The following is a 21,746-nucleotide window of genomic DNA, read 5'->3' as shown; positions in this document are numbered from 1 at the left end:
CAACCATAGATTTTAACTCTAGCTTGCACTAGAGCCAAAATTTTAGTATAATGGCGTTGTGAGGACCATTAAAACTATGATTACTAATAATAACTTCATAGTTGGTTATCTCCTTTCTGAGGTAACCGCCCACTATTACCCCAAACCCTAACATGCTCCAAATTTTCGCAACAAAAGAGATAACTTGAAATGACTATTTGCGTTAGCGTGATTATAGTTTAAAAAACCTAAAAATGCCAAAAAGCGTTTTTTAAGACCCCCCAAAATTTAACGCTAATCCCCCTAAGATCCCGTTTTTTTTTTTTTTTGTAAAAAGCGTCTCAATTGTTGTAACTTTATTTCCTTGATAAGGGGTTTTAAAGGGGGTTTTTAAGGTTAATTTAATTTTCATTATGTGAAAATATCACAATTACATTTGACAATTTGTATTACTAAACATTATTTACAAATTTACAAGCTCTGATGTAACTGAATCCCAAATTTAATCTCAATCAAGGAGCATCCCATTGATAAGGAAAATTATGATAAAAAAGAATAGAACGCTGTTTCTTAGTCTAGCCCTTTGCGCTAGCATAAGTTATGCCGAAGACGATGGAGGGTTTTTCACCGTCGGCTATCAGCTTGGGCAAGTCATGCAAGATGTCCAAAACCCAGGCGGCGCTAAGGCCGACGAACTCGCCAGAGAGCTTAACGCTGATGTAACGAACAACATTTTAAACAACAACACCGGAGGCAATGTCGCAGGGGCGTTGAGTAACGCTTTCTCCCAATACCTTTATTCGCTTTTAGGGGCTTACCCCACGAAACTCAATAGTAACGACGTGTCTGCGAACGCTCTTTTAAGTGGTGCGGTAGGCAGTGGGACTTGCGCGGCTGCAGGGACGACTGGTGGCTCAACTCTTAACACTCAAAGCGCTTGCACCGCTGCGGGCTATTACTGGCTCCCTAGCTTGACTGACAGGATTTTAAGCACGATCGGCAGCCAGACCAACTACGGCACGAACACCAATTTCCCCAACATGCAACAACAGCTCACCTACTTGAATGCGGGGAATGTGTTTTTTAATGCGATGAATAAGGCTTTAGAGAAGAATGGGACTACTAATGGCACTAGTAGCACTAACGGTGCGACTGGTTCAGATGGTCAAACTTACTCTCAACAAGCTATCCAATACCTTCAAGGCCAACAAAATATCTTAAATAACGCAGCGAACTTGCTCAAGCAAGACGAATTGCTCTTAGAAGCTTTCAACTCTGCTGTAGCCGCCAACATTGGGAATAAGGAATTCAATTCGGCCGCTTTTACAGGTTTGGTGCAAGGCATCATTGATCAATCTCAAGCGGTTTATAACGAGCTCACTAAAAACACCATTAGCGGGAGCGCGGTTAATAGCGCTGGGATAAATTCCAACCAAGCTAACGCTGTGCAAGGGCGTGCTAGTCAGCTCCCTAACGCTCTTTATAACGCGCAAGTAACTTTGGATAAAATCAACGCGCTCAATAATCAGGTGAGAAGCATGCCTTACTTGCCCCAATTCAGAGCCGGGAACAGCCGTGCAACGAATATTTTGAACGGGTTTTACACCAAAATAGGCTATAAGCAATTCTTCGGGAAGAAAAGGAATATCGGTTTGCGCTATTATGGTTTCTTTTCTTATAACGGAGCGAGCGTGGGCTTTAGATCCACTCAAAATAATGTAGGGTTATACACTTATGGGGTAGGGACTGATGTGTTATATAACATCTTTAGCCGCTCCTATCAAAACCGCTCTGTGGATATGGGCTTTTTTAGCGGTATCCAATTAGCCGGCGAGACCGTCCAATCCACGCTCAGAGATGACCCCAATGTGAAATTGCATGGGAAAATCAATAACACGCACTTCCAGTTCCTCTTTGACTTTGGTATGAGGATGAACTTCGGTAAGTTGGACGGGAAATCCAACCGCCACAACCAGCACACGGTGGAATTTGGCGTAGTGGTGCCTACGATTTATAACACTTATTACAAATCCGCAGGGACTACCGTGAAGTATTTCCGTCCTTATAGCGTTTATTGGTCTTATGGGTATTCATTCTAAGAAAGGGGGGAAGAGACAAACATGAAACAAAATTTAAAGCCATTCAAAATGATTAAGGAAAATTTAATGACACAATCTCAAAAAGTAAGATTCTTAGCCCCTTTAAGCCTAGCGTTAAGCTTGAGCTTCAATCCAGTGGGCGCTGAAGAAGATGGGGGCTTTATGACCTTTGGGTATGAATTAGGTCAGGTGGTCCAACAAGTGAAAAACCCGGGTAAAATCAAAGCCGAAGAATTAGCCGGCTTGTTAAACTCTACCACGACAAACAACACCAATATCAATATTGCAGGCACAGGAGGCAATGTCGCTGGGACTTTGGGCAACCTTTTTATGAACCAATTAGGCAATTTGATTGATTTGTATCCTACTTTGAACACTAGCAATATCCATCAATGTGGTGCTACTAATAATGGTAGTAGTGGTAATGGTGCGACCGCAGCTGCTACTACTAGCAATAGCCCTTGTTTCCAAGGTAACCTGGCTCTTTATCACGAAATGGTTAGCTCTATCAGAACTTTGAGTCAAAACATCAGCAAGAATATCTTCCAAGGCAACAACAACACCACGAGCCAAAACCTCTCCAACCAGCTCAGTGAGCTTAACACCGCTAGCGTTTATTTGACTTACATGAACTCGTTCTTAAACGCCAACAACCAAGCGGGTGGGATTTTTCAAAACAACACCAATCAAGCTTATGGAAATGGGGTTACCGCTCAACAAATCGCTTATATCCTAAAGCAAGCTTCAATCACTATGGGGCCAAGCGGTGATAGCGGGGCTGCCGCAGCGTTTTTGGATGCCGCTTTAGCCCAACATGTTTTCAACTCCGCTAACGCCGGGAATGATTTGAGCGCTAAGGAATTCACTAGCTTGGTGCAAAACATCGTCAATAATTCTCAAAACGCTTTAACGCTAGCCAACAACGCTAACATCAGCAATTCAACAGGCTATCAAGTGAGCTATGGCGGGAATATTGATCAAGCACGCTCTACCCAGCTATTGAACAACACCACAAACACTTTGGCTAAAGTTAGCGCTTTGAATAACGAGCTTAAAGCTAACCCATGGCTTGGGAATTTCGCTGCCGGTAACAGCTCCCAAGTGAATGCGTTTAACGGGTTTATCACTAAAATCGGTTATAAGCAATTCTTTGGGGAAAACAAGAATGTGGGCTTACGCTACTATGGCTTCTTCAGCTATAACGGCGCAGGCGTGGGTAATGGCCCTACTTACAATCAAGTCAATTTGCTCACTTATGGGGTGGGGACTGATGTGCTTTACAATGTGTTTAGCCGCTCTTTTGGTAGCCGAAGTCTTAATGCGGGCTTCTTTGGGGGGATCCAACTCGCAGGGGATACTTACATCAGCACGCTAAGAAATAGCCCTCAGCTTGCGAGCAGACCTACAGCGACAAAATTCCAATTCTTGTTTGATGTGGGGTTACGCATGAACTTTGGTATCTTGAAAAAAGACTTGAAAAGCCATAACCAGCATTCTATAGAAATCGGTGTGCAAATCCCTACGATTTACAACACTTATTATAAAGCTGGCGGTGCTGAAGTGAAATACTTCCGCCCCTATAGCGTGTATTGGGTCTATGGCTACGCCTTCTAAAAAAGCTCAAGGCCTTTTATAGGCTTTGACGAACCCTTTTAACCCACTTTAAAACAACCCTAAAATCCTTATCAAATAATCAAATTAACCCCCCCAAGAATGCTTTATCAAGAACGCTTTATTAAAGCTGTTATTTTGTTTTAAGCGCTTCAAAGTTCTTTTATTTTATGAAGCGATCAAACGCTAAAGGCGTTCCCCTAACCCAAAAAAACCGCTTTTTAAACCCCCAAGCAGAAATTCCAAACATCTTTAGCGATTGGAATGAATGCCGCTAATTTGTTATAATACTCTCATACATTCGCATCTAGCATAGGAAGCACGCAAAATTACGCCTTTATAGATATGATGCGTGAGAGCTGTAAGGAATGCGTTGGAGCTCAAACTCTGTAAAATCCATTAGGCACACAGAACAAGAACCAAACTCTCCCCCAACATCAGCCTAGGAAGCCCAATCGTCTTTAGCGTTTGATCACTTCACAAAACTAGCTTTGCACAAAGTCTTTTATATTCAGATTTTAAAAAATACCTTGGAGTGTTTTTAACTTATTGAAAATCAAAACTTCAGCGTGAGGTTGGTCATCATGTAACTTCTGTCTTGGTAATTCGCGCTAAAATCGCCATCAGGGTTATTGAATTTGGGCGCTCCAAAATACCCTGCTTGATACCCTTTATTGATCCTAGCCCCATAATAAGTGATCCTAAAGTTAAGGAGAACCGATTCAGTGAACGCATAGCTCGCATTGAATTGCACGGAGTATTCATTAGCCCTCCCCACTTGCCCTAGTGCATTTTTATTTGCATGAGAGACGCGCCCAAAAACATGCCATGCAAAACGCTTGTGGATCCCTCCAACAGAAGTGTAAAAAGTGAAAGTGTTCGCATTAGTGATCGCATCAGCCAGCCCATCATAAGCCGTATTATCCCAAAAATCATAGCCAATCATTCCGGCATGCCTAGTCGTTACTGAGATTTCATTACTGATATAGGAAGTGTTATTACCCCTTGGCATGGTGTGAGAGCCTAAAAAAGCGTCCGAATTGCCAAAGGTGTTATAAAAGCCAATGGACCAGTTGAAATTATCCCACCAAAAAACCTGGCGGATATTCAAAGTAACGCCATTCCTCCCTAACAACGAGCCATGGGGCGTGCTGTCTTCTAAGCTATAAGTGTTTGTTTCTGGGTTATACCACCCCCTATAATATAAGGGAAAGGTTGTCATGATCATGCTTTGAGAGCGAAAGCCTACGTTTTCAAAATTCCTATTCGTGTCATAGACTAGCTTAAAACCGGGAGCGTTATAAGTCTTAGGCGCAAAATAATAAAAAAATTGAGCGTCTAAACCTTTATAAGAATAAGTCGTGGTGATCCCATGCCAACCATAATTGATGAAATCGTTGCTGTTACTAGGATTGCCTCCCTTTTTCAAATAAGGCACTGTCGCAAAAAACTCATAAATCCAAGAGTTAAACGCCAAACCCCTACCATAAGAGCTCCACCACCAAAATCTTAACCTTTGCGTCTCCGTCTTATAGGGCTGATAATACACTTCCCACCCTTGATTGGAACCGCTCATAAAATCAATATTCGCTTCATAACGCCCCGCCTTAAACCCAAAAACATCTTTGTAATCGTATCGTAAAAAAGCGGTATCCACCACATAAGGCCTTGCATGATAGCTCGCTGATTGAGAAGTCCCAGCATAAGCAGGGCCAAGATACTTATTAAAAAAGTATCCATGATAGCCCCCAATGAAATTCTCTACAATTGAGCCAAAAATCTTCCCGTTAGCTTGGTTAATATCGTTCTTAGTCTTATCATAAGGAATGGCTGCAATCGCCCCACCCAAAGAGAAAGAGAGCCTATGGTTTTCGGTGCCTTTAGGGAGTAAATTGACTTTGACTTGCGCTAAAGTTACAATATCTATAAAACTTTCAGTAGGATAAATCCCTTTTTTAGTATTGATTTGAGAATTGTTAAAACCAATCTTAGAAAAGTTCTCCACACGACCGCTAAAGCGATAATCAAAAGCTTCTGCAGGACATAATAAAAACGATAAAAGCGATAACGAAGAAGTCAAAAAATACTTTTCTTGCCTCACTAAACTCTCCCTAATTTTAATGGTATAATCTTTTTTGTTGAGATTATAATTATAATCAAAAAAAAAAAAAACAGCATAAAGTTAAAATATCAATTAAAATCCACAACCTTATTTTACAAAAAATAACCTTTTATTTCAAATTGGTTTAAAATTAAAGGATTAAAATCATATATTTGTTACTTTTAAAGAATGCGTTATTTTTGATTGGGCTTATTACGCATGAAATTCTCGCTTCTTTTAACCCTCCTTTTTTGTTTTTGCGCGGGCGTTTTTATTTCTTCACTTTTTTAACCGCTTCAAAGAAAATAGCCCCCCGCGTGCTCAAATTTTAAAACTTATAGGAAATTTCAAACCTAGCGTTAAAGCCAGGCTCTGCCATGCCCCTTGCGTATTTGTCTTGATTAGGCTCATCAGGGCTCATCACCGGGCTTGCTTGATCAATATATTGTTGGTTAAAAACATTGTTAAACACCGCATTCAAGCTCAACCCTTCAAGTTTTTTATAAGTGGGCTTGTAAGTGATAAAGAAACTGCTCACCCCATAACCCGGCTTATGCACATGAAAAATCCCGGGCGTTTTAGGGCAATTGCTAGGCCGTCTGTCAATATCCGTAGGGCCGTTACGATAAGGGCTATAAGAGCAATAACTCAAATCCGTAACAAAGCGTGAAAGCCAAGTGATGCTAAGGCCGGTGCGTGGGATTTTATAACTTGCCGTTAAAATAAATACATTGCCGGTCGTGGCAGCCAATTCATACACATCAGCGATCAAACGCCCCTTTAAAGAAGGCCATGATCGTGCCACGCTCAAGCCTAAAGAAAAACCCTTGTATTTAGCCGTCCCTGAAACTTCATAACCCGGCACATAAATAATATCTTGTGCGGGCAAGTTGGTTACAAAAAGCGTTGAAGAAAATTGATTGATGTAATTAGAAATCAATTGGACAAAACCGGCGGCTCTAAAATCAAAATACTGACTGCTGTATTCGGTGTTAAATTCCACATTTTGCCCAATTTCTGGCTTTAAATTGCGGTTGTAGCGCAAATTATCTTGACGCATCCACACCAAACCTCCAGGCATAGGGCCTCTGGTTACATACGCATAAGAAAGCCTGAAATTCAAATTTTCTAAAGGCGAGACGTTTAAAGCCGCGCTAGGGCTAAACCCTTGAGTTATGTGCAATTGCCAATCTTTATCCACTAAAGTATAGACATCATAACGAGTCCCTGCCCCTAAAGTTACCATAGGATGCAAGGTGTAATTCGCTTGCGCATACACCCCAACCACATTCGCCGTAGCGCCATTTCGTTGGCAGCGCCCGTTCATGTTAGGATCATTAGGGCTTGTAACCCTTAAGCACGCATCAGGGGCATCGCCGGGCTTGACTAATTCGCTATTAGGGATCGCTTTATCAAAAGTGGTTAAGTTTTGGTAATTCAACCCGTATTCCAAAAGATTGTCATTCTTATGATCTATGGTGTGGATCACGTTCGCATTGAACCCAGAATTGATGATGAATAGATTTTTATTAGCGACCACAGAACCCCCTCCAAGGCTTTTAAAAGTGATGGAGCAAGTTTGTTTAAGAGCGTCATAAATGCCCCCTTGCGCCACGCATTGATTTTCTTCGCTAAGTTTTGGGTTTGGGGTGAAAGGGATGATAGTCGCTATATCGCTAGGCCTAAAAAGCGGATCAATTTGGACATTCCTGATACTCGTATAGCCATTGATTTTTAATTTAGGATCACCAAAACGACTCCCCCCTTCTCTTTCATAGTTCAAACTCACATTATGCACTAAATTGACGCTATAAGTTTTAAACAAACTAGCGTCATTTTCAAACAAACAATCATCAGGGTTTTTCTCGTTAGGGAAAGCGTTAAAATCACCGCAAGAATAGGGTAAAAAAGTGCCGGTAAAATTCGCTCTTAAAGGGCGATTAGCGTTGTCTCTGGTCATGTTATAACTGAGCGTTAAAATATCCCTTTCGCTCAAATAACCATTGATCTTAGCCATCACATTGTTTTGCTCGCTGGGGCTTGCTGTAACTTTATTATCCGCTTTAGGGTCAAAAAGATTTTTCATCGCGTTATCCCCATCACGATAATAGAAAATATTTTGGTGCGTGTAATACAAAAGCGCATCAAAATGGTTGTTACGATAAGCGCCCATAATGGTTTCCCTGTCCCCAAAGTTGGTTAAAAAAGTTGCAGCCCCACTTATGGCGTAGTCTTTGCCTTTAGGGATAAAATCGCTCGCGCTTTTAGTCTCCATTTTGATCGCGCCAATTAAAGCCATAGGCCCCGCGCTCGCTTGAGCCGCCCCCTTAGTAACCACCACGCTTTTGAGCATTCCAGGGTCAATAATCGTATTGCCTTGATGCCCATAGCTTGCGCCCATTTGCGCCGCGCCATCCACCGTAACCCTAGCCAATCTGTCTTCAATACCGCGCATGTAAATTTTTTGCGCTATGACCGCGCCACCGCCCACATTGATATTGGGGTTTCTTCTAAACATGTCGCTGATTTGGTTGGCTTGCCTTCTTTCTAATTCTTTACTTGAAATGGTTGTCTGGTTGTTGTAATTAAAGATTTTAGCCGCTTGAGTGGTAACTTTACCCAGAGTGTGTTGGGCGTTCTTTTCTTTTTTCCTTTCTGTCTTTTTTTCTTCTTTTTCTTCTTCTTTAGCCTCTAATTCAAACGTTCCTAATAAGGACAAAAAAATAGAAAAACTCCAATACTTTCTAAAACGCTTGTCATTCATTCTTAAAATCCTAAATATAATAATAATTTCTCTTAAAAAATAAAGGTGTTATTATAATCAAAAAAATATTACAATCACCTTAAAAGAGCTAGCCATTTTTGATAAACAAATGATAAACTTTTAGAAAAATCCCACAAAAACCCCTTTCAAAACGCGCAGAATGCGAAAGGTCTTTTTTATCTTATTCTCACTTTTTTATCTTTATAGAGTTTGAATATTTTAGAACTACCACTTTCAAACAAACCCCTTTCATCGCTCACAATCACATCTGCGAGGCTGGAAGCGATTTCTTTATCATAAGCGCATTGGGTGATGTTGGCTGAGGTGCTATAGAGCGTTTTAAAACGCTTTAAAAAATCCCCATGCCTGCCTTTAACCACACGAACGGCTTTAGAATTAGGGTAGATAAAAGTGGTTTTAGCGCTTCTCCTGATGAGGTTTTTAAACGCGTTGGGCGCGTGCACCAGGCTTTTTAAAGTGGTAAAATCAGCGCTTTCTATTAAAACGCTTTGGTTTTTAGGGCGGCCTTTTAAGGCGTTGAGTTTTTCGCTGTCTTTAGAGAGTAGCCCGATAGTGGTATCGCTCTGAGCTAAATACACTAGCGCCATTAAATTACTTCAAATAATCCTGTAAGGCTAACAACTCGTCTTTTTGAGAACTTTCTTCTAACGCTAAAAGTAAGACTTCTATCGCGCTTAAAGTCGTGAAATAACTCACATGGTTTTTAAGCACAGAAGCGCGAATGAGTTTGGCGTCATCTTGAGATTTGTGATCGCTGGTGTTGATAGCCATGCTGATTTCCCCATTCATCATTAAATCCATGACATTGGGGCGGCCTTCAGAGATTTTAAGCACCTTTAAAGACTCCACACCGGCTTTTTCTAAAGCCTTATGCGTGCCTTCTGTGGCGCACAATTCAAAACCCAATTCAACCAATCGCTTCATTAAAACGCACGCTTCTTCTTTATCCTTATCTTTGATAGAGACAAAAATAAGCCCCTTGTTTCTAATGGGGTTAAAGCAAGCCGTTTGAGCCTTGAAAAAAGCAAGCCCTAAAGATTTAGCAATCCCCATCACTTCGCCGGTGCTTTTCATCTCAGGCCCTAAAATCAAATCCGATCCATAAAGTTTATTAAAAGGGAAAACCGCTTCTTTTAAAGCCACAAAATGAGGCATTTTAGGCTTATAAACGCCTTTAGAATATTCTACGATATTTTTTTTATCATAAAACTTCAAGGCTTCTTTCAAATCTTCTAACACCATAACCCTAGTCGCCACTTTGGCTAAAGGAACGCCTAAAGCCTTGCTTAAAAAAGGCACGGTCCTGCTGGCTCTGGGATTGACCTCAATCAAATACAGCGAATTTTCATAAACAGCAAATTGGATATTCAATAGCCCTACTACGCCTAAATGCAGAGCGATTTTCGCGCTCACTCGCTCAATTTCATCTAAAATTTCAGGGCTTAAAGTGGAAGGGATAAAGCATGCCGAATCGCCTGAATGGATACCCGCCTCTTCAATATGCTGTAAAATGCCGGCAATATAGACCTCTTTTTTATCGCAAATGGCATCCACATCTAATTCCACCGCTTTTTCTAAAAACTTGTCAATGAGAAGCGGATTTTTAGGGCTAATCTCTAAAGAATGCGTAACGTTTTCTAAATAATGGTGCAGTTCCTCAATATTTTCTAAAATTTGCATGTGTTGGCCGCCTAGCACATAACTAGGGCGCACAATGATAGGGAAACCAATCACATTAGCGATGCTATAAGCTTCATCAACGCTTTTAGCCATGCCGTTTTCAGGCTGCTTAATGTCAAGCTCTTTTAAAAAGAGGGAAAATTTTTCTCTATCTTCAGCAATATCAATCACCTTAAAAGGCGTGCCAATAATGGGGGCTTGCATTTTGGCTAAATCTTTAGCGAGTTTTAAAGGGGTTTGTCCTCCAAAATGCACGATAATGCCATCCACTCGCTCCCTTTGAATGATGCTCTTCACGCACTCAAAATGAATGGGTTCAAAATAGAGCGTATCGCTCGTGTCATAATCCGTGCTTACGGTTTCTGGATTGCAATTGAGCATGACGCTTTTAATGTTTAAATCTTTTAAGGCAAAGCTCGCATGCACGCAACAATAATCAAATTCAATGCCTTGACCGATGCGGTTAGGCCCAGAGCCTATGATTAGGATTTTCTTTTCTTGTTTTTCTTGTTTGTTTTCAATAGGGGGCAAAGGGTTAGGGGCATAGGTGGAATACAAATAAGGCGTGAGCGATAAAAACTCCGCCGCGCAAGTGTCCACTTCTTCAAAATTGGGCGCAATTTGTAAATTAGATCTAGCTAATTCCACTTCAAAAGGGCTGACCTCCAAATTTTCATTTTCTTTGATTTTAGCGGCGATCTTGGCATCGCTAAAGCCTAAATTTTTAAGCCCTCTTAATTTTTTGGCGTCCGTTAAAACGCTAGAATTGATGCCCTCCTCTGCTTTGACTAGCTTTTGAATTTGAGATAAAAACCACCTGTCAATCTGGCACAATTCAAACACTTCATCCACGCTAACGCCGAGCCTGAACGCATCAGCGATATAGAGCAAGCGTTTGGGATTGGGCCGGCGGATTTCCTTTTTTATTACTTCTAAATCTTTGCTTAACGATTCAAACCCTAGCCAATTGTTTTCCAAAGAGCATAGCGCTTTTTGTAGGGCTTCTAAGAAATTCCCCCCTATCGCCATCACTTCGCCAATGCTTTTCATAGAAGTCCCTAAAGTGCTAGAAACACCGGCAAATTTTTCAAACGCAAAGCGAGGGATTTTCACCACGATATAATCCAAACTAGGCTCAAAGCTCGCTGGGGTGTTGGTAATATCGTTTTTAATTTCATCTAAGCTAAAACCCACCGCAAGCATGGTAGCCACTTTTGCAATGGGAAACCCGGTCGCTTTTGAGGCTAATGCGGAGCTGCGGCTCACTCGTGGGTTCATTTCAATCACGACCATTCTTAAAGTCTCTGGGTGGATAGCAAACTGCACATTGCTCCCGCCCGTATCCACGCCAATTTCTCTCAAAATCGCAAAGCTCGCATCGCGCATGCGTTGGTATTCTTTATCGGTTAAGGTTAGGCTTGGAGCGATGGTGATGCTATCGCCGGTATGAACGCCCATGGGGTCAATATTTTCAATGCAACACACAATGATGCAATTATCCTTGCTGTCTCGTATGACTTCCATTTCATATTCTTTCCACCCCAACAAGGACTCTTCAATCAAAATTTCATTAATGGGCGAAGCGTCCAGGGCATTTTTAGCCAATTCTTGAAACTCTTCAATATTGTAAGCGACCCCACTCCCTCCCCCAGCTAGCGTGAAACTCGCTCTGATAATGGCTGGAAAGCCAATTTCATTAATGGCTTCTAGGGCCTCTAACTCGCTATAAGCGTAACGCCCTTTAGGCAAATCCATCCCGATTTTTAACATCGCTTCTTTGAAAGCTTGCCTGTCTTCGCCTTTTTTAATCGCTTCAATCTTAGCCCCCAAAAGCTCCACGCCTTCTAACATGCCCCTTTGGTGCATTTGCATGACCGCATTCAAAGCGGTTTGCCCGCCCATTGTGGGTAAAATAGCGTCAATCTTTTCTTTTTTAATGATAGCGGCGATATTTTCTGGGGTGATGGGCTGGATATAAGTTTGATGAGAAAATTCAGGGTCAGTCATCACGGTGGCCGGGTTAGAATTGATTAAGATCACTCTATAGCCTAAAGATTTTAAGGTTTTACAACTTTGAGTCCCTGAGTAGTCAAACTCACAAGCTTGCCCGATCACAATAGGGCCTGAGCCTATCAGTAGAATGTTGGAAATATCGGTGCGTTTAGGCATAACCAATCCTTAAAGAAAGAATATAAAATGAAGTGTTATTAGTTTTAAAATATTTTTTATTAGGTTTTTGCGTGGCGTCCCCCCCTATTTTTTCAAACTATTTGTCTCTGTCTGAAAAAATACCAATGATTTGCAAGATAGAAATGAAGACATTCAAAAAGTCTAAATACAAGTCCACCGCCGCATCAATGGGGCTATCATACATGCCTTTAACGATGTTTTGAGTGTCATAAGCGATATAAAGACTGAATAAAATCGCGCTCGCTCCCGCAATGACAACCTGGAACATGGGGCTACCCAAAAACAAGTTAATGAGCGAACACACCACCACCACAATCAAAGCGATAAAGAGCATTTTACCCATGTTCGCTAGATCGTTTTTAGTCTTAAGGGCATACACGCTCATCAAACCAAAAACAATGGTTGTCATGCCCAAAGCTTGCCAAATCGCTCCTAAACCAGCTTTTGCAATCACCATACCCAACAAAGGCACCAAAGTAACCCCTGATAATGAAGTGAAAGCAAACAGCATGAACAAATTCAATCCGGGTTTAGATTTAGAAAACATCAAACCAAAAAACGCCGCAATTTCAGCGATAAAAAACACCCACTTATACTGCACTACGGCTTGAAAGTTCATTAAACCTAATAACGCCCCGATAGTCGCTAATAACAAACTGCCCGCAAAGAACTTGTAAGTCGTTTTAACAAAACTTACCAGCTCGCTTTCATGCAACACAGAATCTTCTGCATACGCATTATGAGAATCAGCTCTGTCATACAATGCCATGTTTTACTCCTTGAATTTCAACTCAATAAATAATTTTAATTAACCCTACAGCTAGGTCCAATATAATAGCACAAAATGTAGTAAAATACCAAACAAAACCCCCTAAAATTGAAATTGAAGTCTGAAAATAGGATAATAGTTACCATGAAAATTTTTATCAATGGATTTGGCCGCATTGGGAGATGCGTTTTAAGAGCGATTTTAGAGCGCAATGATACAAACCCTCAACTAGAAGTGATAGGCATCAATGACCCTGCTAATTGGGAAATCTTGGCTTATCTTTTAGAGCATGACAGCGTGCATGGGCTGCTTCCTAAAGAAGTGCGTTACTCTAATGGTAAGCTTATTATCGGCTCGTTAGAAATCCCTGTTTTTAATAGCATCAAAGACTTGAAGGGTGTGGATGTTATCATAGAGTGTTCAGGGAAGTTTTTAGAGCCTAAAACGCTAGAAAATTATCTTTTGCTTGGGGCTAAAAAGGTGTTATTATCCGCTCCTTTTATGGGCGAATACGATGAAAAACAATACCCTACTTTAGTGTATGGGGTCAATCATTTTCTCTATCAAAACCAGGCCATTGTTTCTAACGCCTCTTGCACGACTAACGCTATCGCGCCCATTTGCGCTATTTTAGATAAAGCTTTTAATATTAAAGAGGGCATGCTAACGACTATTCATAGCTACACGAGCGATCAAAAACTCATTGATTTGGCCCACCCTTTGGATAAACGGCGCTCCAGAGCGGCCGCAAGTAACATTATCCCCACCACCACTAAAGCCGCTCTAGCCTTGCATAAAGTTTTACCCAATCTCAAAAACAAAATGCATGGGCACAGCGTTAGGGTGCCTAGCCTTGATGTGTCCATGATAGATTTGAGTTTGTTTTTAGAAAAAAAGGCCTTTAAAGAGCCAATCAACGATTTATTGATTGAAGCTTCAAAAGGGGTTTTAAAAGGCGTGTTAGAGATAGATTTGAAAGAAAGGGTGAGTTCTGATTTCATTTCCAATCCCAGTAGCGTTATCATCGCGCCTGATTTGACTTTCACGCTAGAGAATATGGTCAAAATCATGGGGTGGTATGATAACGAATGGGGGTATTCTAATCGTTTGGTGGATATGGCGCAATTCATGTATCATTATTGAGTCATTTTGCGAATCTTTTTGAGTTTGTTTAACATCAAATTGTATAATGTGGGATTTAATAAAAACGATTGGAGTTTTAAATGGCGTTTAAAAAGGCCAGATTGATTTCCAGGTTTGTTTCAAAGGGATCTTTCAAATTGAATAAGATCTCAAAGAAAATTTTCACATTGAATCGAATCTTGAAGCGTGAAAAGCTCTTAAAACGCCATAAAAAAACAAAATCCATTAAAAAGCCCTTTAATAAAAACAAATCTTTTTTAAAAGCTTCGGTTTTATTGATAGGAGCGTTAGGGGGGTTATCCCACCTAAGGGCTAACGAATGCCGTTATTGGTCATGGTCGTCTTTGAGTTATCAAGACAATATTGAAAGCGGTTCTAATTCACCCACGCACAACTCTTATTGTCTTTTTAGCAACACTCAAGGCTCTGGGACTTATTATTTAAACACTCTTACCACTTATAGCGCTGGTGGGGCTAGTTTCACGCAAAAATTCAATGGTGGCACGCTTGATATAGGGGGGAATATCCGCTTTGGAGGCACAGGTATTAATGGGGGTGATGTCGGCTATATCACAGGCACTTATGACGCTCAAACGATTAATTTTAATTCTAACCATTTAACAACCGGAAACTCATACGCTGATGGCGGTGGGGCCACGCTCAATTTTAATGCGGCTAACAATATCACTATCAATCAAGCGAGTTTTGATAATAACGATGCAGGGACGCAACACTCTTACATGAATTTTAAAGGCTCTAATATCAAGGTCAGTGGCTCTAGCTTTAAAGACGACACTAATGGGGGCTTTAGTTTCAGCGGTAATAATAATAATAACGCCATCTCCTTCAATCAAACGAGCTTCAATCAAGGCACTTATAATTTTAGTAACAGCACAAGTTCAAGCTTTGGTAATAGTAACTTCAATCAAGGGACTTACCACTTTAATAGCGCCCAATCCACTTTTGAAAACAGCAATTTCAATCAAGGCACTTATAATTTTAATGACAATGTTAGCTTTAATAACGACACCTTCAATCAAGGGACTTATCACTCTAATACCAGCAAGGTGAGTTTCTCAGGCACTAACACTTTAAATTCAAGTTCGCCTTTTGCCAGCCTTAAAGGCAGTGTGTCTTTTAATTCTAATGCGATCTTTAACCTCAATCAAACCCTTAATAATAATCAAACCTATGACATTCTCACTACAAACGGAGCGATCCAGTATGGGGTTTATCAAAGCTATTTGTGGGATCTAATCAATTATAAGGGCGATAAGGCTATCAGCCATGTTGAAGTGGGTAATAACACTTATGATGTAACCTTTGACATTAACGGGCAAGATGAAACCTTACAAGAAACCTTTAACAAACAATCCATCATTACCCAATTTTTAGGAGACGATTTACAACAACAAGCCCAAAAAACCTATCAACAAGACTTGAGTAACTCACAAACTGCTTTAAATAACGCTGCTAGCGACAACACGATCGCAAATAACGATACAAGCTACACCAACAATAAAAACACCACTATCGCTAAAGACGCTCAAGGTTTAGAAAACACCAACCAACAAATCGCTCAAGATGAACAAGCGTTACAAGGAGATTTAGACAAGCTCAAACAATTAGCCAACTCCCCAACAGGCTTTAACGAGCAAGCCTTCAATCAAGCACAAAAACAAGAGCAACAAGATGAACAAACCTTACAAAACGATGAAAAGACTTTTAACGCTGAACAAGAGGGATTAGAACAAGCGATAGCTAACGCTAAGCCTACAAGCCCCACACCAAGCCATGCACCCACTCCTACAAAACACACCGTGCCAAACACTCCCCCTAATAAAGTTCCGCCCACACCCCCTACTCAAAATTTACCCACAACGAATGTGTGGAATGGAGTTTATTGGCTTCAAAATCAAACTTACTCAAACAAAGGGGTTTATTATATTGATCCCAATCTTTCAGGACAGAGCGGTCAAAGCGGCAACACGCTCAGCACTTATACAGCTAATTTGTTTGGAAGAAGTTTTGGCGTTAATATCCAAAATGGCACTTTGATCATAGGGAACAATACAGAGAGCGTGAATGATAACGGCTTGATTTGGATAGGGCATGGAGGTTTTGGCTATATCACGGGAACTTTTAGTGCGGCTAACATTTACTTGACCAATAGTTTTAAAACCGGTGAAGGCGTTTCAAATTCAGATGGTGGGGGAGCGAACATTACCTTTAAAGCAAGCGATAATATCACTATGGATGGCTTGAATTATAATGACGCTGAAACCGTTACTAAAATGATTCAAACGGGGGCTAGTCAGCATTCCTATGCCGCTTTTGACGCTACAAACAATATCAGCGTGACTAATTCCAGTTTTAGCGATATGACTTGGGGGAAATTCAGTTTTAGCGCTAAGAATATTTCGTTTTCTAACGCTTCGTTCAGCGGTTTTACAAACCCTGGAGGATCAAGCACTATCAGTGCTAACGCTTCTAATTCTTTAAGCTTTATCAATTCTCGTTTGAATGGTGGGGCAGTTTATAATTTGCAGGCTAATAGCCTTATTTTCAATAACACGCAAGCGGTTTTCAATGTCTTGTATTCTAGGGGGACAAGCAATTTTAACGCCACCACACAGCTTTTAGGTAACACTAGTTTTACGCTTAGCTCTCAAAGTTTGCTGAACTTTAATGGCGATACAACCTTGCAAAACAACGCTAATATCACGCTTGGCAATAAAAGTCAAGCCGCTTTTAAAAATTCTTTAACGCTTGATAATAATTCTAATTTAAGTTTAGACAATCAAAGCGTTTTGAATGCGAATAACACAAGCGCTTTTAACAATCAAGCGAGTCTCAATATTTATAACGGGAGTCAAGCAACCTTTAATAGTCTCTTTTTTAATGGTGGGACACTCAGTCTTAACGCGAATAGCAAGCTCAACGCTTCTAGTGCTAGTTTTTCAAACAACACCACTATCAATTTAGACGATAGCGTTTTATCAGCCAATAACACAAGCTCTTTAAACGCTAATATCAATTTTCAAGGTGCAAGCCAGGCTGATTTTGGAGGCAACACGACCATTGATACAGCAAGCTTTAATTTTGATAGCGCAAGTTCATTGAATTTTAATAACCTTACGGCTAATGGGGCGTTAAATTTTAATGGTTATGCACCCTCTTTAACTAAGGCTTTAATGAGCGTTAGCGGGCAGTTTGTTTTAGGGAATAATGGGGATATTAATTTATCTGACATCAATATCTTTGACAATATTACAAAATCTGTAACTTACAACATCCTAAACGCTCAAAAAGGGATTACTGGCATTAGTGGGGCTAATGGCTATGAAAAAATCCTTTTTTATGGCATGAAAATCCAAAACGCTACCTATAGCGATAATGACAACATTCAAACTTGGTCGTTTATAAACCCTCTCAATTCTTCTCAAATCATTCAAGAGAGCATTAAAAATGGGGATTTAACCATAGAAGTTTTAAATAACCCTAACTCGGCTTCTAACACTATTTTTAATATCGCTCCTGAGCTTTATAATTACCAAGCTTCTAAGCAAAATCCTACCGGTTATAGCTATGATTATAGCGACAATCAAGCAGGCACTTATTACTTGACAAGCAACATTAAAGGCCTTTTCACGCCTAAAGGCTCTCAAACGCCTCAAGCCCCAGGCACTTATAGCCCGTTCAACCAGCCTTTGAGTAGTTTGAATATCTACAATAAGGGTTTTTCTAGCGAGAATTTAAAAACGCTTTTAGGGATCCTTTCTCAAAATTCCGCTACCTTAAAAGAAATGATTGAATCCAACCAATTAGACAATATCACTAACATTAATGAAGTGTTGCAACTCTTAGATAAGATTAAAATCACCCAAGCGCAAAAGCAAGCGCTCCTAGAAACGATCAACCATTTGACTGACAACATCAATCAAACCTTTAATAACGGGAATCTAATTATAGGCGCTACTCAAGATAATGTTACAAACTCTACCAGCTCTATATGGTTTGGGGGCAATGGCTATAGCAGTCCTTGCGCGCTAGATAGCGCCACTTGTTCTTCTTTTAGAAACACTTACTTGGGGCAATTATTAGGCTCAACTTCCCCTTATTTAGGCTACATTAACGCTGATTTTAAAGCTAAAGGCATTTATATTACCGGGACAATTGGAAGTGGTAACGCCTTTGAAAGCGGAGGGAGTGCGGATGTAACCTTTCAAAGCACTAATAATTTAGTGTTGAATAAAGCCAACATAGAAGCTCAAGCTACAGACAATATCTTTAATCTTTTGGGCCAAAAAGGGATTGATAAAATCTTTAATCAAGGGAATTTAGCGAATGTTCTCAGTCAAGTGGCTATGGAAAAAATCAAGCAAGCCGGCGGTTTAGGAAACTTTATAGAAAACGCTCTAAGCCCTTTGAGTAAGGAATTGCCCACTAGCTTGCAAGATGAAACCTTGGGCCAACTTATAGGTCAAAATAACTTAGATGATTTATTGAATAATAGTGGGGTCATGAATGCAATCCAAAATATTATCAGTAAAAAACTAAGCATTTTTGGCAATTTTGTTACCCCATCCATCATAGAAAACTACCTTGCTAAGCAGTCTTTAAAAAGCATGCTAGACGATAAAGGGCTTTTGAATTTTATCGGTGGGTATATAGATGCTTCTGAATTAAGCTCTATTTTAAGCGTGGTTTTAAAGGATATTACTAATCCCCCTACAAGCTTGCAAAAAGACATTGGTGTGGTAGCGAATGACTTGTTGAACGAGTTTTTAGGACAAAATGTCGTTAAAAAGCTAGAAAGTCAAGGCTTAGTGAATAATATCATCAATAATATCATTTCTCAAGGCGGGTTAAGCGGCGTTTATAATCAAGGTTTAGGGAGCGTGTTGCCGCCCTCTTTACAAAACGCACTCAAAGAAAACGATTTAGGTGCTCTTTTATCGCCTAGAGGCTTGCATGATTTTTGGCAAAAAGGGTATTTTAACTTTTTAAGCAATGGCTATGTTTTTGTCAACAACAGCTCTTTTAGCAACGCTACAGGAGGCAGTTTGAATTTTGTCGCCAACAAGTCTATTATTTTTAATGGCGATAATACGATTGACTTTAGCAAGTATCAAGGCACATTGATTTTTGCTTCTAATGATATTTCTAGTATCAATATCACCACCCTAAACGCTACTAATGGCTTAAGCCTTAATGCGGGTTTGAATAACGTGAGCGTTCAAAAGGGTGAAATTTGTATCAATTTAGCCAATTGCCCTACAACCAAAAACAGCTCTTCTACAAACTCTAGCGTAACCCCCACTAATGAATCTTTAAGCGTGCGTGCTAACAACTTCACTTTCTTAGGTGCAATCGCTTCTAATGGGGCTATTGATTTGTCTCAAGTAACAAATAATAGCGTCATAGGCACGCTCAATCTCAATGAAAACGCGACTTTGCAAGCCAATAATTTAACGATCACCAACGCTTTTAACAACGCCTCTAATTCTACGGCTAATATTAATGGTAATTTCACTTTAAACCAACAAGCGACTTTAAGCACTAACGCTAATGGTTTGAATGTCATGGGGAATTTTAATAGCTATGGCGATTTGGTGTTTAACCTCAGTCATTCAGTTAGTCATGCCATTATTAATACTCAAGGCACAGCGACGATCATGGCTAATGACAATAACCCCTTAATCCAATTCAACGCTTCTTCAAAAGAAACAGGCACTTACACGCTGATTGATAGCGCTAAAGCCATTTATTACGGGTATAACAACCAAATCACAGGAGGCAGCAGCCTGGATAATTACCTTAAGCTTTATGCGCTCATTGATATTAATGGCAAGCACATGGTGATGACTGACAACGGCTTAACTTATAACGGGCAAGCCGTGAGCGTTAAAGATGGCGGTTTAGTTGTAGGCTTTAAGGACTCTCAAAATCAATACATTTACACTTCCATTCTTTATAATAAAGTGAAAATCGCTGTTTCTAATGATCCTATCAATAACCTACAAGCCCCCACTTTAAAACAATATATCGCTCAAATTCAGGGCGTTCAAAGCGTGAATAGTATTGATCAAGCTGGAGGCAATCAAGCGATTGATTGGCTCAATAAAATCTTTGAAACTAAGGGAAGCCCTTTATTCGCTCCCTATTATTTAGAAAGCCATTCCGCAAAAGATTTAACCACGATCGCTGGAGATATTGCTAACACTTTAGAAGTCATCGCTAACCCTGATTTTAAAAATGACGCCACTAATATTTTACAGATCAACACCTACACGCAACAAATGAGCCGTTTAGCCAAGCTCTCTGACACTTCAACCTTTGCCAGTGCTGATTTTCACGAGCGCTTAGAAGCCCTTAAAAACAAGCGATTCGCTGATGCGATCCCTAACGCTATGGATGTGATTTTAAAATACTCTCAAAGAAACAGAGTCAAAAATAATGTGTGGGCGACAGGAGTTGGAGGGGCTAGTTTCATTAATGGAGGCACTGGAACTTTATATGGTATCAATGTAGGGTATGATAGGTTCATTAAGGGCGTGATTGTGGGGGGTTATGCCGCTTATGGGTATAGTGGGTTCCATGCAAACATCACTCAATCAGGCTCTAGCAATGTTAATATGGGCGTTTATAGCCGAGCGTTTATCAAAAGAAGCGAATTAACCATGAGCTTGAATGAGACTTGGGGATACAATAAGACTTTCATCAACTCCTATGACCCCCTACTCTCAATCATCAATCAGTCTTACAGATACGACACTTGGACGACTGACGCTAAAATCAATTATGGCTATGATTTCATGTTTAAAGATAAAAGCGTTATTTTTAAACCCCAAGTAGGCTTAAGCTATTATTACATTGGCTTGTCCGGTTTAAGGGGCATTATGGATGATCCTATTTACAATCAATTCAGAGCCAATGCTGACCCTAATAAAAAATCCGTTCTAACGATCAATTTTGCCCTAGAAAGTCGGCATTACTTCAACAAAAACTCTTATTATTTTGTGATTGCGGATGTGGGTAGGGACTTATTCATTAATTCTATGGGGGATAAAATGGTGCGTTTTATTGGTAATAACACCCTAAGCTATAGAGATGGTGGCAGATACAACACTTTTGCTAGCATTATCACAGGCGGGGAGATAAGGTTATTCAAAACCTTTTATGTGAATGCCGGCATTGGGGCTAGGTTTGGGCTTGATTATAAAGATATTAATATTACCGGAAATATTGGTATGCGCTATGCTTTTTAATGGTATCATTAAACTTGTTTTTAACAAGCCTAATTCATAGCAGGATCACCCATGCAATTTCAAAAAACCTTATTTTCTTTATCTTTGCCTTTATCTTTATTTTTATCTTTTTGTATCG

General features: G+C 40.2%; 9 protein-coding genes. 4 read left to right on the top strand and 5 right to left on the bottom strand.

Annotated elements, in window-relative coordinates:
• Nucleotides 1-521: 521 nt before the first annotated feature.
• Complete coding sequence (alpA, locus tag G6069_RS06185) at nt 522-2,078, top strand: Hop family adhesin AlpA (RefSeq protein ID WP_197293715.1); 1,557 nt, start codon at nt 522-524, stop codon at nt 2,076-2,078.
• 21 nt (nt 2,079-2,099) lie between these two features.
• Nucleotides 2,100-3,692 (top strand): Hop family adhesin AlpB, encoded by a 1,593-nt coding sequence (alpB, locus tag G6069_RS06180; RefSeq protein ID WP_197293714.1) that lies wholly within the window; start codon nt 2,100-2,102, stop codon nt 3,690-3,692.
• Nucleotides 3,693-4,245: 553 nt separating this feature from the next.
• On the opposite strand, the gene hofG is transcribed toward alpB, so the two are convergent.
• From hofG to G6069_RS06155, 5 genes are all read right to left on the bottom strand, one after another.
• The gene (gene hofG / locus G6069_RS06175; protein ID WP_197293713.1) at nt 4,246-5,790 is read right to left on the bottom strand and encodes an outer membrane beta-barrel protein HofG; all 1,545 of its coding nucleotides are present in this window, start codon (nt 5,788-5,790) and stop codon (nt 4,246-4,248) included.
• A gap of 328 nt (nt 5,791-6,118) precedes the next feature.
• Nucleotides 6,119-8,554 (bottom strand): TonB-dependent receptor domain-containing protein, encoded by a 2,436-nt coding sequence (locus G6069_RS06170; RefSeq protein WP_197293712.1) that lies wholly within the window; start codon nt 8,552-8,554, stop codon nt 6,119-6,121.
• 176 nt (nt 8,555-8,730) lie between these two features.
• Entirely contained in the window at nt 8,731-9,162 is a 432-nt protein-coding gene (locus tag G6069_RS06165; RefSeq protein ID WP_197293711.1) for a Sua5 YciO YrdC YwlC family protein, read from the bottom strand.
• Between the two features lie 4 nt (nt 9,163-9,166).
• A complete protein-coding gene (carB, locus tag G6069_RS06160) occupies nt 9,167-12,424 on the bottom strand; it encodes a carbamoyl-phosphate synthase large subunit (RefSeq protein ID WP_197293710.1) in 3,258 nt (1,085 codons plus the stop codon).
• A 97-nt stretch (nt 12,425-12,521) separates the two neighbouring features.
• A complete protein-coding gene (locus tag G6069_RS06155) occupies nt 12,522-13,214 on the bottom strand; it encodes a Bax inhibitor-1/YccA family protein (RefSeq protein WP_197293709.1) in 693 nt (230 codons plus the stop codon).
• A gap of 144 nt (nt 13,215-13,358) precedes the next feature.
• Between G6069_RS06155 and gap the strand changes: the two genes are divergently transcribed.
• Nucleotides 13,359-14,357: a type I glyceraldehyde-3-phosphate dehydrogenase gene (gene gap / locus G6069_RS06150; protein WP_197293708.1), complete on the top strand. Its 999-nt coding sequence runs from the start codon at nt 13,359-13,361 to the stop codon at nt 14,355-14,357.
• An 80-nt stretch (nt 14,358-14,437) separates the two neighbouring features.
• Nucleotides 14,438-21,628, top strand: coding sequence for a vacuolating cytotoxin domain-containing protein (locus tag G6069_RS06145; protein WP_197293707.1), 7,191 nt, complete (start codon nt 14,438-14,440; stop codon nt 21,626-21,628).
• The last annotated feature ends 118 nt before the right edge of the window (nt 21,629-21,746 follow it).

Origin of the sequence: Helicobacter pylori (genome assembly GCF_017594925.1) — a bacterium.
Taxonomy (GTDB): domain Bacteria; phylum Campylobacterota; class Campylobacteria; order Campylobacterales; family Helicobacteraceae; genus Helicobacter; species Helicobacter pylori_DP.
The sequence above is the reverse complement of the archived record's forward strand: the minus strand, read 5'-3'. Positions and strand labels throughout refer to the sequence as shown.